General features: G+C 42.8%; 11 protein-coding genes and 1 pseudogene. 6 read left to right on the top strand and 6 right to left on the bottom strand.

The features are described 5' to 3' along the window. Positions 1-179: 179 nt before the first annotated feature. Entirely contained in the window at positions 180-1,136 is a 957-nt protein-coding gene (locus tag DNL43_RS02855) for a nucleoside hydrolase (protein WP_056981795.1), read from the bottom strand. 148 nt (positions 1,137-1,284) lie between these two features. Here DNL43_RS02855 and DNL43_RS02850 point away from each other — a divergent pair, with 148 nt between their 5' ends. From DNL43_RS02850 to DNL43_RS02835, 4 genes are all read left to right on the top strand, one after another. Continuing rightward, positions 1,285-2,367: a PrsW family intramembrane metalloprotease gene (locus DNL43_RS02850; protein WP_056981797.1), complete on the top strand. Its 1,083-nt coding sequence runs from the start codon at positions 1,285-1,287 to the stop codon at positions 2,365-2,367. A 10-nt stretch (positions 2,368-2,377) separates the two neighbouring features. Next, on the top strand, positions 2,378-3,373 hold the full coding sequence (locus DNL43_RS02845; protein ID WP_054769870.1) for an NAD(P)/FAD-dependent oxidoreductase: 996 nt from the start codon (positions 2,378-2,380) through the stop codon (positions 3,371-3,373). A 45-nt stretch (positions 3,374-3,418) separates the two neighbouring features. Beyond that, complete coding sequence (locus tag DNL43_RS02840) at positions 3,419-4,375, top strand: D-2-hydroxyacid dehydrogenase (RefSeq protein WP_056981798.1); 957 nt, start codon at positions 3,419-3,421, stop codon at positions 4,373-4,375. 134 nt (positions 4,376-4,509) lie between these two features. Continuing rightward, a protein-coding gene (locus tag DNL43_RS02835; protein WP_109249013.1) for an IS5 family transposase occupies positions 4,510-5,285 on the top strand; the annotation gives its coding sequence in 2 pieces (ribosomal slippage) (positions 4,510-4,837 and positions 4,837-5,285; 777 coding nt in all). A 35-nt stretch (positions 5,286-5,320) separates the two neighbouring features. Here DNL43_RS02835 and DNL43_RS02830 read toward each other — a convergent pair. Genes DNL43_RS02830 through DNL43_RS02820 form a run of 3 tightly spaced genes read right to left on the bottom strand, consistent with a single transcriptional unit; the run spans position 5,321 to position 10,538 of the window. Then, entirely contained in the window at positions 5,321-7,582 is a 2,262-nt protein-coding gene (locus tag DNL43_RS02830; protein WP_095344917.1) for an ATP-binding cassette domain-containing protein, read from the bottom strand. A gap of 17 nt (positions 7,583-7,599) precedes the next feature. Next, a complete protein-coding gene (locus DNL43_RS02825; RefSeq protein ID WP_056981726.1) occupies positions 7,600-8,379 on the bottom strand; it encodes a potassium channel family protein in 780 nt (259 codons plus the stop codon). Between the two features lie 14 nt (positions 8,380-8,393). Next, the gene (locus DNL43_RS02820) at positions 8,394-10,538 is read right to left on the bottom strand and encodes an LTA synthase family protein (RefSeq protein ID WP_056981724.1); all 2,145 of its coding nucleotides are present in this window, start codon (positions 10,536-10,538) and stop codon (positions 8,394-8,396) included. A gap of 163 nt (positions 10,539-10,701) precedes the next feature. On the opposite strand from DNL43_RS02820, the gene DNL43_RS02815 reads away from it, so the two are divergent. Further along, positions 10,702-11,361, top strand: a complete 660-nt coding sequence (locus tag DNL43_RS02815) for a histidine phosphatase family protein (protein WP_054769543.1) — start codon at positions 10,702-10,704, stop codon at positions 11,359-11,361. Between the two features lie 133 nt (positions 11,362-11,494). Further along, on the top strand, positions 11,495-11,926 hold the full coding sequence (locus DNL43_RS02810; RefSeq protein ID WP_056981722.1) for a GNAT family N-acetyltransferase: 432 nt from the start codon (positions 11,495-11,497) through the stop codon (positions 11,924-11,926). Between the two features lie 58 nt (positions 11,927-11,984). Here the strand turns inward: DNL43_RS02810 and DNL43_RS02805 are convergent. Continuing rightward, a pseudogene (locus DNL43_RS02805) lies at positions 11,985-13,081 on the bottom strand (acyltransferase family protein). Between the two features lie 139 nt (positions 13,082-13,220). After that, a complete protein-coding gene (locus DNL43_RS02800) occupies positions 13,221-13,703 on the bottom strand; it encodes a C40 family peptidase (protein WP_054769544.1) in 483 nt (160 codons plus the stop codon). Between the last annotated feature and the right edge of the window lie 62 nt (positions 13,704-13,765).

Below are 13,765 nucleotides of genomic sequence, written 5' to 3'. Positions count from 1 at the left end.
ACTCGCTGCACGTTTTTATATAATATGAAATCATAAAAAATAGAGGCAGGAACAAAACGGTTAGTTTTGGTCCCGCCTTCTTTTTAGATTCAATTCCGGTTTCCAAACAGAATAATTCCCACAAAAAAACCGCCAACCATACTTAAATGGTTGGCAGCTCAAAATTGACTATTGAATGATTAGTTCTTGCTGAACAATCCTGTCAGATGTTCCATGAATGCTTTAAGGTAAGCATCAACATCGGCATTAACAGCAACTTTAACGTTGGTATTTGGATCGTCCAAGCGAGCTGGATCACCGGTTGTTCGGCCGTAATACTTTTCATCGGTTGTCACGTACATATTCAAGCCGATTGTTTGAACGAATCCAGGATTGATGGCAACCCCGACGGCAAATGGATCGTGAAGGGCACAGCCATGAAGATCAGGACTGGTGACTTCGTATGCTTTGATGTAGTAATCAACGATGTCGGCAAATGCTTCACCGGACTTGGTGTGCAGGTCACGCCATTGTTGGGTTTCTTTATAGGTTAACAAGGTTCTCAAGGTAACGTCCAAGCCGACTTGAGTAAGTGGGGCTTTTCTGAAGACGTGGTCAGCAGCGGTTGCATCTTGTTGGATGTTGGCTTCGGCAACGTTGGTAACGTTACCTGGAACGGTTACGGCACCACCCATGATGGTAATGTTGCCGATTTCTTTGGTAATTTCAGGTGCTTTCTTGATGGCGGCATCCAAGTTGGTTAATGGGCCGGTTGGAACCAAGATTAAGTTCTTGCCGTATTTCTTAACAGCATCGATGAAGAAGTCGATTGCGTCACCTTTTTCAGGTTGACGTTTTGGATCTGGCAATTGAACATCACCAATTCCGTTTTCACCATGAATTTGTGCACTAACCGGCATTCTGTCGAAATGATCTGATTCTGATGAATGTGACAATCCTTGATATACAGGAACGTCTGTTGCACCCAAGAGTTCAAGAATCTTCAACGAATTTTGAACACCATCTTCAACGTATACATTACCGTATGAACCGATAATACCAATTAAATCAACATCGGGGTCGGCAACCGCATAGGCAATCGCCATTGCATCGTCGATACCGGTGTCCAGGTCAAGAATCATTTTTTTCTGAGCCATTAAGAACTACCTCCGTTTGTGTATTATCAAGGATGAAAACCCTTTACCCAATGATACCCGAATTTTTCAAGAAACTCAATTCTGCTTCCAACTTGAAACCGATTAATATGTAAGTTACGCTTAATGGTATCAACCATAGGAGTGAATTATGAAAAATCGTATTAAAAATATAGGGACGAAATTGTTCTCGCTGGTGTGGACCGGTGTCCGTCGAAATTATGATAATTTGGATGACAACATTGCCAAACACTTAGGAGAGACAGATCCGGACAGCCCCGTTGAAATCCATTTGTCACGGATATTTTCACAGGTTTTTAAACGGCATACCAGTGAGGAAGCCGACCGCTTGTTTATTGTGGGAACCAGGAAAACAACGCCCAGCTTGCGGAAGGTTTCCAGCCGGCCGGTAACCCCGTGGTTCTTCACCAGGGTGTTCCTGTTGCTGGCGATCAGTTTCGTGATGCTGATGTCGTTATTGTTCATCTTTAAAAGCAACAAAGTTATCCCAGGAATTATCTTTATTGGGTCTTTGGCCGTGCCATTTTCATTACTAATGATGTTTTTTGAAATCAATGTCTACCAAAATATTTCGGTCAGGCAGGCCATGATTATATTCTTGGTCGGCGGTATTCTGTCACTGATTGTAACGATGACTTTCTATATGATTCTGCCAATTCGAACCGAGATCAGTATCGAATCGGCGTTCATCGTTGGGCTGGTTGAAGAACTTGCCAAATGCGTGGTCATTATCCTATTTATCAATGCCTACAAAGCGAATTACATATTCAACGGGGTTTTGATCGGAGCCGCGATTGGTGCCGGATTCTCCGTCTTTGAAAGTTCCGGTTATGTCAGTGAATATGGACTGGTCACAATCTTTACCCGGAGTTTCCAGGCCATCGGAACCCATACGATTTGGGCGGCCATTATTGGAGGTGCAGTCATTTTGGGCAAGCAGCGGAAAAAGCATTTTACCATGAAAGATTTCTTTACCAAACCAAAATTTTTCGTCTTTTTCCTGATTGCGATTTGTCTGCATACATTTTGGGATTGGGATATTCCCAACACCGGAATTGGCGTATCATTAGTGCAGGAATTTATTGATATTGTGATTGGCTGGTTTCTGATTTTCATTATGATTGACGCAGGGCTTAGGGAAGTTAAAACCCTGCAAGGCCAGCAAATCCTTATTCATCGAAGCAAACAAAAAAAGTTGGTTAATAAACGTTAGGAGGATAATAATGGCAGAAGCTGATTCATTTTATGACATGACAATTATCGGAGGCGGCCCGGCAGGGATGTTTGCCGGCTTTTACGCCGGTCTTCGAAACGCCAAAACTCAAATTATTGAAAGTTTATCTGAAATGGGTGGTCAAGTCACTGCACTATACCCTGAAAAGACAATATTAGACGTTGGCGGCTATCCTAACATCAAAGCCAGAACATTAGTCACCGAACTTGAAAAACAGCTCAGCGAGTCCGATACGGCCGTTAAATTAAATCAGACGGTTACTGATGTTGAGCAGATCGATGGTGGCTACCAAATCACTACCAATAAGGAAGTTACCCAAACCAAAGCAATCATCATTGCGACTGGTGTCGGAGCCTTTAATCCTCGGAAATTGGCCGTGGACAACAGTGAAGACTTTGAGGGCAAAAGCTTATTTTACAGTGTCAAGCATCTGGATCAATTCCGTGATCAAACGGTACTGGTTGCCGGTGGTGGAGATTCCGCCATTGACGAGGCTCTGTTGCTGCATGGGGTTGCCAAGAAAGTTTACCTGCTGCACAGAAGAGATAAGTTCCGTGCGTTGGAGCACAACGTGGAACGACTGATTCAATCGTCAATTGAACCGGTTACGCCTTATTTGATCAAAGGCTTAGCTCAGTTGGATAACGGCCAGGTTGAAGTTGAGGCAAAGAAGATGAAGACCGAAGAAATCAAGAAGATTGCGGTAGACAAGATTGTTGTCAACTACGGCTTCATCGCCCAGGATGATGCTTTGAACAAATGGCAGGCCCATCCGGACGTTAATCGGGGAACGATTCAAGTTCAACCAAGTGGTAAGACGAACTTGCAGAATGTCTTTGCCATCGGGGATGTTTCCAAATATGACGGCAAGCAGCCGCTAATTGCGACAGCTTTTGGGGAAGCCCCAATTGCCGTTAATGCGATTATGAAGAGCTTGTATCCGGATCGCAGAGGTCCGATTCATAGTACGTCACTTAAAGGATAATGTGATGTGCTAGGTATTTGTTGGTTTTGGATGGAGACGATTTTTATGAAAATAGTCTTATTAGATGGTTACGAACTTAACCGGGATTTAAATTGGAAATTATTGCGGGAACTGGGAGATTGTTCCTTTTATAATCGAACATCAGAAGATAATAATGAGATTCTGGAACGAATTAGTGATGCTGAAATTGTGATTACACACAAAACGCCACTCAACGAATATGTCATCGGCAAAGCACATAACCTGAAGTACATTGGAATTATGGGAACAGGTTACGATGTCGTCGATATTAACAGTGCTCATAAAAATAATATTATTGTCACCAACGTTCCGACATATGCAAGTGATGCCGTCGCACAATTTACAATTTCATTATTACTCGAAGTAGTTGGGCAAGTCGGTCTTCACAATCAACTGGTTCACAATGGTAATTGGCTGAAATCCCCGGATTTCACTTTTTGGAATAAACCATTGTTTGAACTAAGTGGCAAAACATTAGGCTTGATTGGATTTGGACATATTGCTCAAAAGGTGGCCAAATTAGGGCATGCATTTAATATGAATGTCATTTTTTACAATCACCATTCAAAAGTTGTCCCTGAAAAGTGGATAAAACAAGTTTCTTTAGATGAATTGTTACAACAATCTGATGTGATTAGCTTACACGTTCCCCAGACACCAACAACAATCGATCTCATTAACAAAACAACTATTTCGAAGATGAAACCTACTGTTATTTTGTTAAACACTGCGAGAGGCTCACTAATTAACGAATCGGATGTTGCAGAAGCGTTAAATCGTGGGCGAATTTATGCCTTTGCAACCGATGTTGTTCAACACGAACCGATTAGACCAGAGAATCCCTTATTGAAAGCAAAAAACTGTTATATTACTCCGCATATTGCCTGGGCGCCATTTGAAACGCGTGAGCGATTGTTGGGTATTACAGTTAATAATTTAAAATCTTATTTAGCAGGCAATTTGGTAAATGTCGTTGATTAGAACGGTAGAAAGCATGCCAACTATTATTTCAAGTCTGAAATAATAGTTGGCATGCTTTCGTTTACTCTAGGGTCTGTCTGGAAACAAAATAATCGTGTATAATCTTGATAAAAAACAAATTGAGGTTTTCGCCGATGACAATTCCGAAACGTTATGAAATTACTGATGAGCAATGGGCCCGGATTGAGGACCGTTTTCCGCCCTATAAAACCGGACGCCCACCTAAAATACCTAATCGCCAAGTTTTTAATGCGGTTCTCTGGTTGCTAAAAAGTGGCGCCACCTGGCGTGATATTCCTGAACGATACGGTTCATGGAAAACCAGCTATAGTCGTTATCGTAGTTGGGTTGATGCCGGCTTGTTTGAACGGATCTTTAAGGATTTGATCGATGAACCGGATATGGAAAATATCAGCCTCGATTCAACTAGCATTCGAGCTCATCAAAAGGCCACGGGCGCTAAAAAAACGCCCGCTGTGACGTTGAGAATCAAGCCATCGGTCTAAGCCGTGGTGGTCGAACCACTAAAATTCATGCGGTGGTGGATGGCCTTGGAAATCCATTATGTTTTATCCTTACCGGCGGCCAAGTTCATGATAGTCGGGCAGCTGAACCATTACTGCGACAATTAGCTTTAGCCGGCGTTAATCTGATTGCCGATAAAGCTTATGGGACTAAGGAACTGCGCCAGTATATTGAAGCTGAAGGCGGTCAATATACGATTCCACCTAAAAGTAATGCCCAAGACAAGTGGGATTGTGATTATTACGTCTATTGTGAACGCCATTTGATCGAGAATTACTTTAATCAATTGAAGAATTACCGGCGGATTGCGACGCGATATGATAAACTAGCGCATGTTTTTCTACAAACCATTTACATTGCTTCAATTTTGATTTGGCTTAAATAGTTTCCAGACAGACCCTAGATAATATTGATTTTTATTTATTGTCTGTCTAAATTGTATTGTTTCAAAGCTTGACCGGTCCGTGACTTTGATTCCTTTTGAGAGTCGATTGGTAAACCGGCGAACAAAATTTGGCCGCCGTAGATTCCGGCATCCGGGCCGACGTCAATCAGCCAGTCAGCTTTGCTGATAACTTCCAGATTGTGTTCGACAATGATTAAAGTGTTACCGGCAGCCACCAATTCATCAAATAATTTAATCAGCTTGGCGACATCTTTCATATGCAGGCCGGCAGTTGGTTCATCCAGCAGGTAAATGGTTCCGGTTTTGTTCAGCTGAACAGCCAGCTTCAACCGTTGCAATTCACCACCGGATAAAGTTGTCAACGGTTGGCCGAGTGTTAAGTAGTCCAAGCCAACTTTTTGCATGTTAATCAGTTTATCGTAAATTTTCTTGGTATCTTTGAAGAAATCAATTGCCGATTCAATCGGCATGTTGAGGACTTCACTGATATTTTTACCATGATACAAGTAACTGAGCGCTTCTTTATTGTATCGTTTGCCGTCACACATCTCACACTTTTGGACAACCGGGTCCATGAACGCCATGTTGGTAATGGTGACACCCTTTCCCTTACAACGGGGGCAGGCGCCTTTGCCGTTGTAACTAAACAGGCTGGTGGATGCACCGGAGGCCTTGGCAAATATTTTCCGGATGTCATCCAAAATGTCCAGATAAGTCACCGGAGTGGAACGGATATTTGTGCCAATCGCTCCCTGTGCCAAATCAATATAGGGTTCGTGGAGCTTCGGCCGCAATGCATCGACCAAAGAACTCTTTCCGGAACCGGCAACTCCCGAGATGACTGTTTCAACCCCTAATGGGATATCGACGCTGACACCCTTTAAATTATGGGTGGTAACATCTTTGAGCGAAATGGTTGATTTGAATGGTCTTGGCTTCCGATAGGTCAGCGGTTGTTTAAGGTATTCACCGGTCATCGTGTGCTCACTCAGCAGTTGGTCGTAGGTACCGGTAAAAGTGACCCGGCCACCGCCACGGCCAGCTTTGGGACCAATTTCGACCACGTAGTCCGCAATCGGAATCAATTCTGGATTGTGTTCAACCACCATGATGGTATTGCCCTTATTCTTGAGATTAATCAGGGCGTTTTTGATCAGTTGAATATCGTGAGGGTGCAGGCCAACGCTGGGTTCATCCAAAATGTAGACCATGTCGACCAAAGAACTGGTTAAAAATTTGGCAATCTTGATTCGTTGGGTTTCACCACCGGAAAGCGTTTCGGTGCTTCGATCCAATGTTAAGTAGCCAAGACCAATATCGATTAACGACTGGATTTTGGTGGCAACTTCTCGAATGACATCGGTAACCAATGGCACTTTAATCTCATGTAAAAATTTCAGTGCATGGACTAAATCCATCGACAAAACATCGGCAATATTTTTATTGTTAATCGTGCAGGTCAGAACTTCAGGCCTCAGGCGAGTACCATGGCATGCCGGGCAGGGCCGTCGAGTAACGATCTTGGCTAAGGCTTCCTTATGGTGCTGAGCCTCACGCTTGCCAATAATCGACCGGCGGATTCGGGGAACAATTCCTTCGTAGAGCGCTGTTCGGTGCCACGCTTTTGGGGCGTTCTTCAAGGTTTGCTGAGGTGCGTACAGCAATGTATTCATTTCATCTTTTGTGTAATCTTTTAACGGCTTGTCGTTATCAAATAAGCCGCTGTCTGTGTATCGCCGCCACCGCCAAGTGTGTGGCCCAAAGCTGACAAAGGTAATGGCGCCTTGATTCAGAGACTTTTCAGGATCAATGAGTGCTTTGGCGTCAATGTCGTCAACGTATCCCAGACCTTGGCATTTTTGACACATACCTTGGGGCAGATTAAATGAAAAGGTGTCCGAATAACCGACAAACGGCTTTCCTGCACGTGAAAACAATAGTCTGAGTAATGAATAGATTCCGGTATAAGTTGAAAGGGTGGACCTGGCATTTTTGCCGATCCGCTTTTGTTCAATGACAATTGCTACCGGCAGATGTTCAATGCTTTTAACGTGTGGTTGACCATACTTGGGCAGATACTGTTGAGTAAAGCTCGGGAAGGTCTCGTTAAGCTCTCGCCTGGAAGCTGCGGCAATCGTATCAAATACCAACGATGATTTTCCGGAGCCGGACAAGCCTGCAAATACCGTGATGGCATACTTGGGAATCTTTAAATCAACGTGTTTTAGGTTGTTCTGATAAGCATCATGAACCTCAATTGCACCTCGTTCAAACATAGAAATCAACCAACCTCCTATTTTTTCTTATGACTTTTAGCGGATGAGAGCTTTTCATGGCTCTCTTCTTTTTTGAGTTCTTTTTGCATCTGGTTCACCTGTTTTGAGAGGTGAGCAACCTGCTTGGTTAACTGTTTCAGCGTATCCGTCTGGTCATCCTGTTTGTCCTGAGTCGTGAAAAAGTCGGTAATCGTTGACGTTAATAAACCTAGAAAGCCAATCCCACCAAGCATCAGGACCGCTGAAATGATTTTTCCACCGTCTGTCTTTGGCACAACATCACCATAGCCCACGGTTGTGGCAGTTGAAATGGCCCACCAGAGGGCGTTTTGCAGTGAGTCGTGTTCAAAGGATGCAAAAATTAGGGAACTAAAAATGAGAATAACCAAACTGATTGATAACAGGTAAATAAAGCCCGTATCGTACATGAATTTATGCAATGCTCTGGTCAGCTTGCCGGATAGGCCAAAGCGCCACAGTAAATTGTAGTAGCGGACAATCGAATAGATTCTGGCAATCCGGAAAAAGATAAAGATGGGATGGGAAGGAATCAACGCGATTAAGTCGAACAAGTTGGAAATTAAAAAGTTCTTTTTAGATCGAGCCTGTTTAAATCGAATTAAATAATCGATTAGGAAAAAGAGCCATATGAGTTCAAATAGAACTCGGTATGGCCCTTTTGTAAGGGTAATTTTACCAGCCAGTGCAAGAAAAGCCAGTCCGAAAGAAGTCAGAGCTAATGAAACAACCAGAATACTATAAAGCAAAATATTAATTCTTTTGACTTGTTGTTTCATCTCAGATTCCCCCTTTAACGACTGCTATCGTTATTATTTGCATCTGGATTGGTAATCTTGATTCGGTTACTGTCAGTTGTCTTATGGTGAATTTCAGGTGCGTCAGTGAAGTATTCGTTCCAAGTTGATTTATCACCATTCTCGGAATAGATGCTGGTTGACTTCTTACCAAGCCGCTTCTCGATTCGAAGCTCTTTTTGATAGAGGTCGGCATAATTGTATTTCCGTGGATCAACGTTCTTGAAGCCCTTTGGATGATAGAAACGCAACAGGTTCTTTTCGTTGAGTGAATCAGAAAGGGAAAGCTCATTGTCAACTTTATCCCGGTCGACCTTAACCTGTGCCTGCTGGCGCTTGGTTAATTTCATTAACTGACCGGTCTTGTTTGAGTAGATGTCGCCGCTAATTGAAGTGAACGCTGGGCTGACCCAGTCCTGGTTTCTAAATGCAACAACTTGGTCATGCTGCTTGGATAACAGATCGGTTCCAAACTGAACGTAACGTTTGCTGCTGATTCCCAAAAGGTGCATCAAAGTTGGCAGAACGTCAATTTCACCACCGTATTTCTTGGAGATGAAACCATTCTTCTTGCCAGGGATGTTAATAATCAATGGTACTCGTTGTAATTGGGCATTGTCAAAGTCGTCCCAATCATCCGGATTCTTCCCCAGAGCTTTGGCCAAATTGGTATTTTCGGAATTGGAAATCCCGTAGTGGTCACCATACAGCAGAATGACGGAGTGTTTAAGCAAACCGGTCTTACGCATATAATTGTAAAATTCATGGACGGCCTGATCAAGGTAATGGGCGGTTAAGAAGTAGTTATCAACCACGTTATCACCCGTATTGGTTGTCTTGAAGTTGGTATCTTCCTTATCCAAATCATATGGGAAATGGTTGGTTACGGTAATGTACTTGGCGTAGAAGGGCTGCTGAAGGTTCTGAAGGTATTTCACCGAGTCTCTAAACAACAGCTTGTCTTTCAACCCATAGCCCAGGGAACGGTCACCGGTCGTATTGTAGTAGCTGGCATCAAAGAAGTATTGATAACCCATGTTCTTATAAACGTTGTTTCGGTTCCAGAAGCTGGCGATATTTCCATGGAACACCGCACTGGTATAGCCTCGGCGCTGATTCAAAATAGCCGGAGCAGCTTGGAAAGTGTTGTCACTTCCCAATTGGGCAAACAACGAACCTTGTGGAAGACCATAAGTACTGGTCTCCAGCATGTTTTCAGCATCGGAAGTCTTTCCTTGGCCAACTTGATGGAAGAAGTTTGAAAAGGCATAGGATGATTTACTCCCATACAACTTATTCAAAAACGGCGTAACTTCTTGGCCGTTGATCTTTTTGTTGATCAGGAATTGTTGGAAACTCTCAAGGTGAATGATAATGACGTTTTTACCCTTAGCAATCCCATAATATTTTTTATTAGGTTTGGCGTAATGTTTATGAGTAAACTTCAAGACGTCATTTAACTCAGATTTGGTGGCCGTTGCCCGTAAATCATTGTTATGTTGGGACTTCAGTCCATCATAAACCGTGAAGGCATCCAGGCCAAGATATTTAACGATGTAAGTTCTGTCAAATGTCCGGGTCAACAGCTGTGGCCGATCCATTTCACCCAGCGAGAGGTTGACGACGAAAAAGAGAACCGAAAACGATGTGACCGCTAATCCAATCCGATGGTTAAGGGGACGGGGGTCAATCTTGATTTTCTTGAATACCAATAAGCCGATAATCACGACTAAATCAATCCAGTAAAAGATATCGTGGAAATTGGTAAGCGCAAGCGAACTGCCGCTGAGTCCCTGGTTAACTTTGGAATAACCGGTCATCGTGCTGACCGTCATGAAGTCTGTAAATTCACGGAAGTAGATCACGTTTAGGTAAAGTAAAACGGTATTTAAAATTGAAATTAAAATTGCCAGTGGATAGAAGAACCGGCTTTTCTTGAAATAAAGCGCAATGCTCAGAAGCAAAGTGGTGGTTGCTAATGGGTTAATCAGGACAATAAAGAATTGAAAGGGATTAGTGATTCCCAATCCAAGGTCGACAAAGTAAGCCAACATTGTTTTGGCCCAAAAGCAGACAATTAATAGAATGATAAAACCCTTTCGTGAACTGCATTTTTCCAGGGTCCAGTTAATATATTTCAAAACATTTTGCTCCTTAAAATAATTACTTGTTTTATCTTATCAAAAATATGACGATAAGAATTAAAAATCAAGTGATTTTGCAGAAATCTTAAATTGATTTGACCTGCTCGTTCCCCTAAAAAGTTGGTATACTTTAAGTATTAAGGGTAAAGGAAGTGTCATCATGAGTAAATTTACTTTGTACATGGTTCGTCACGGACAAACTTACTTTAACATTTATAACAAACTTCAGGGGTGGAGCAATTCACCACTGACGGATAAAGGGATGCAAAACGCAGTGGACACCGGTGAAAAACTCAAAAACACCAAGTTTGCCGCTGCTTACTGCAGTGATACGACCCGAGCAGAACAAACCGCTCAAAAGATTTTGGACGAAAATCAAGTTTCGAATATCAAGGCGCCAACAACCTCAATGTTTTTCCGAGAAGAGTTCTATGGATACTTCGAAGGAAATGACATGGATCAGGCTTGGTATTTAGCCGGTGCTCCTCACGGCCTGCCAACGTTTAGAGACATTGTCGACAAGTACTCAATTGGAAAAGCCAAGGATTATTTAAAAGAAGCCGATCCGTTCCATCAAGCTGAAAATAATGAAGATTACTGGAAGCGGTTGGATCAAGGATTTGATTTGATTAAGAGCAATCCAGCGATTAAAGATGGTGACAACGTCTTATTGATTAGTCATGGCAACACGTTATTAAGCATTGTTGAACGTTATGGCAATGGCAAGTACGACGTGACTGAACGGCCGGCAAACGGCAGTGTCACCAAACTGGAAGTTGACGGCGATGATATCAAAGTGCTTTCGTTTAATGAACAGTAATTTATTGGAATGATTCATTAAGCCACTTTTGTTGCACCGCAGGGGTGTGGGCAAAAGTGGCTTAGAAGTTAGCAGCGGAGTATTGGGAAGCGTTTATGAAGTAATTATGACAAAATGAGGGGCAGGTATTGACGTGGAAATTAAGCAAACTGATCAATTAGATAATATCTATCAAGATGCCCGGGAAATTCGCCGCCATGTATTCGTTGGGGAGCAGGGGATCAATGAAGCCGATGAATTTGACGGAACAGATTCGGACGCAATTCATTTTGTGGCTTACCAGGGTGGTCAACCCGTTGCGACTGCCCGAACCACGGTAACCGCAGATGGTGTTCACATTCAGCGGGTGGCCACTGAAAAGGAATATCGGCATAAGGGCTATGCCAAGCAGTTGTTAACGACAATTCTTCAGTCGCCAATGTTTCAAGATACCCCAAGGTTTTATCTGGGAGCTCAAGCGACTGCCATTGGTTTCTATGAAACCCTTGGATTTAAGCAGTACGGTCAACCGTTTATGGAAGTCGGCATTAAGCACGTCAACATGGAAAAGCTGGTTACGAGCTAGTGCTTAGAGAAATTAAATAGGCTGGAACAAAGGTTTGACTTTTGTTCCAGTCTATTTTTTATCTCAGGATATGTGTGCGCACCCATTTCCACGTTAGATGAATGATAATTGCAGAGGTAAATGACAAGATCCAGGTGCCAATGTAAACGGCCAGAATGCCAGTGGTGGGATGCACAGCTGTTAGTTTCCTGCCAAAAGACTGCCACAACAGCTGATCCCAAAAGACGTTGGATAAGAATGCCGGATAAGCATAATTGGCCATGACATGGATTGTCTGGGTAATCTGCTGATTGCGTTGGATTTGATGAACCGCTAAGCTTGCAATCAACATAATGACAGCCAGGTCGTAAATTGCCATCGACGGTTTGTAATAAGGTGCATTCGTTAGCTTAACTGGGAAAGGGAACTTGAATAGTTCAAAGTTAACCCATATCAATGCGGCACCGGCAATTAGCAGAATAACCGGCCAGCATCGGTTTAAAAAGCGGCTGATGAATGATCGGTACTCCCACGCTAGAACGCCTACAACGCCATAAAGAATAAAGCTGATGAATACCCGGTCCAACAAATACCAATCGTGCATATGCGGGCCGTGAAATACTTGAGCATCATAGAATGCAGCCAGCCAAAATAAATAACTACCGAGATCGATAAGGCGGTAATGACACGTGAAGCACGATTACAACACCATTTTGCTAAGCCCCAAAAGATCGGCATCAGGAAAATAAACTGCAGCATCATTGAATTGTACCAAAGATGCGGAGCGGCATTGCCGTTAATAAATTGCCAGCCAAACCCGCCAAGCGTGTGGAATCGCTGGACCTGTTGAACCCACGGCATCGTGAACAGGTAAATGGCCGTCCAAATAATCGTTGGTAAGAACAGGGAGTGCCACATCTGACGCAGATAGCTGGGGTAGGTGAGACCCGACTGACCGGTTACCCGGATAGTGGTGTACAGAATTCCTGTAATAAAGGCCGGAGCAGTGAATTTAATCAGGTTGTAGATGATGCCAATGCCAATTTGAACTTTAACATTGGGATTCGTTTGTAACGCTAAGCTAAGAATAGTCTGTAGCATGACTGCCGTGCAGGCAAAGATTTTTAAATAGTCACCAATATCTGGAAGGGATGGTGACTTGACTTCATAGTCCATTTAAGGTGCTCCTTTGAAGATAACGTATACTTCTAATATACCAATCAAAGTTGGAAACGCAAAAAGAGGTTGGAAACAAATGAATGTTTCCAACCTCTTTAGCATAGTTGATTGAATTGTTGTTATGTGTTAAATAATTTTAGTCGTTATCAGCGTCAAAGTTTGCAACATGTGCAGAACCAACGTAGTTCCACCATGGGGCTTTGACAGATTCGGTAATAACTCCGCGGTTTTGAGCATCGATCATTTTACCTTTACCAATGTACAAACCAACGTGAGAAATTGATGAAGCGTTCCAACCGAAGAATACAAGATCACCTTTTTGTAAGTTCTTGTATGAAACTTTCTTACCGGCATTGTATTGTGCTTGAGCAGTGCGGGGAAGTGAAACACTTGCGGCTTTCTTATAAACGTAACTTGTAAAGCCGGAGCAATCAAATGCTGATGGACCAGTAGCACCATAAACATATGGCTTGCCGAGGTTTTGCTTAGCTAATTTATAAACGGCAGAATATGAAGCGTCTGTATCAGAAGCTTTTGATGCTTGTGCATCTTCAAAGCCAGCGAATGATAATGTGAAAAGTGCTACTAAAGTTAATAATATTTTTGTATGTAATTTCATTTTTTATCAACAACTCCCTATCAAATCTACAAGTACAACAATACCAATGAATTGTTGCAATA

This window comes from Lentilactobacillus kefiri (assembly GCF_009739535.1).
In the GTDB taxonomy this organism is placed as follows: domain Bacteria; phylum Bacillota; class Bacilli; order Lactobacillales; family Lactobacillaceae; genus Lentilactobacillus; species Lentilactobacillus kefiri.
This window is presented reverse-complemented; position numbering and strand designations above follow the sequence as displayed.

What these genes read in the sequence shown, in the direction of transcription:
- DNL43_RS02840 (WP_056981798.1), top strand. Translation starts at nt 3,419, where the DNA reads ATGAAAATAGTCTTATTAGATGGTTACGAACTTAACCGGGATTTAAAT.
- DNL43_RS02830 (WP_095344917.1), bottom strand. Translation starts at nt 7,582, where the DNA reads ATGTTTGAACGAGGTGCAATTGAGGTTCATGATGCTTATCAGAACAAC.
- DNL43_RS02845 (WP_054769870.1), top strand. Translation starts at nt 2,378, where the DNA reads ATGGCAGAAGCTGATTCATTTTATGACATGACAATTATCGGAGGCGGC.
- DNL43_RS02855 (WP_056981795.1), bottom strand. Translation starts at nt 1,136, where the DNA reads ATGGCTCAGAAAAAAATGATTCTTGACCTGGACACCGGTATCGACGAT.
- DNL43_RS02825 (WP_056981726.1), bottom strand. Translation starts at nt 8,379, where the DNA reads ATGAAACAACAAGTCAAAAGAATTAATATTTTGCTTTATAGTATTCTG.
- DNL43_RS02800 (WP_054769544.1), bottom strand. Translation starts at nt 13,703, where the DNA reads ATGAAATTACATACAAAAATATTATTAACTTTAGTAGCACTTTTCACA.
- DNL43_RS02815 (WP_054769543.1), top strand. Translation starts at nt 10,702, where the DNA reads ATGAGTAAATTTACTTTGTACATGGTTCGTCACGGACAAACTTACTTT.
- DNL43_RS02850 (WP_056981797.1), top strand. Translation starts at nt 1,285, where the DNA reads ATGAAAAATCGTATTAAAAATATAGGGACGAAATTGTTCTCGCTGGTG.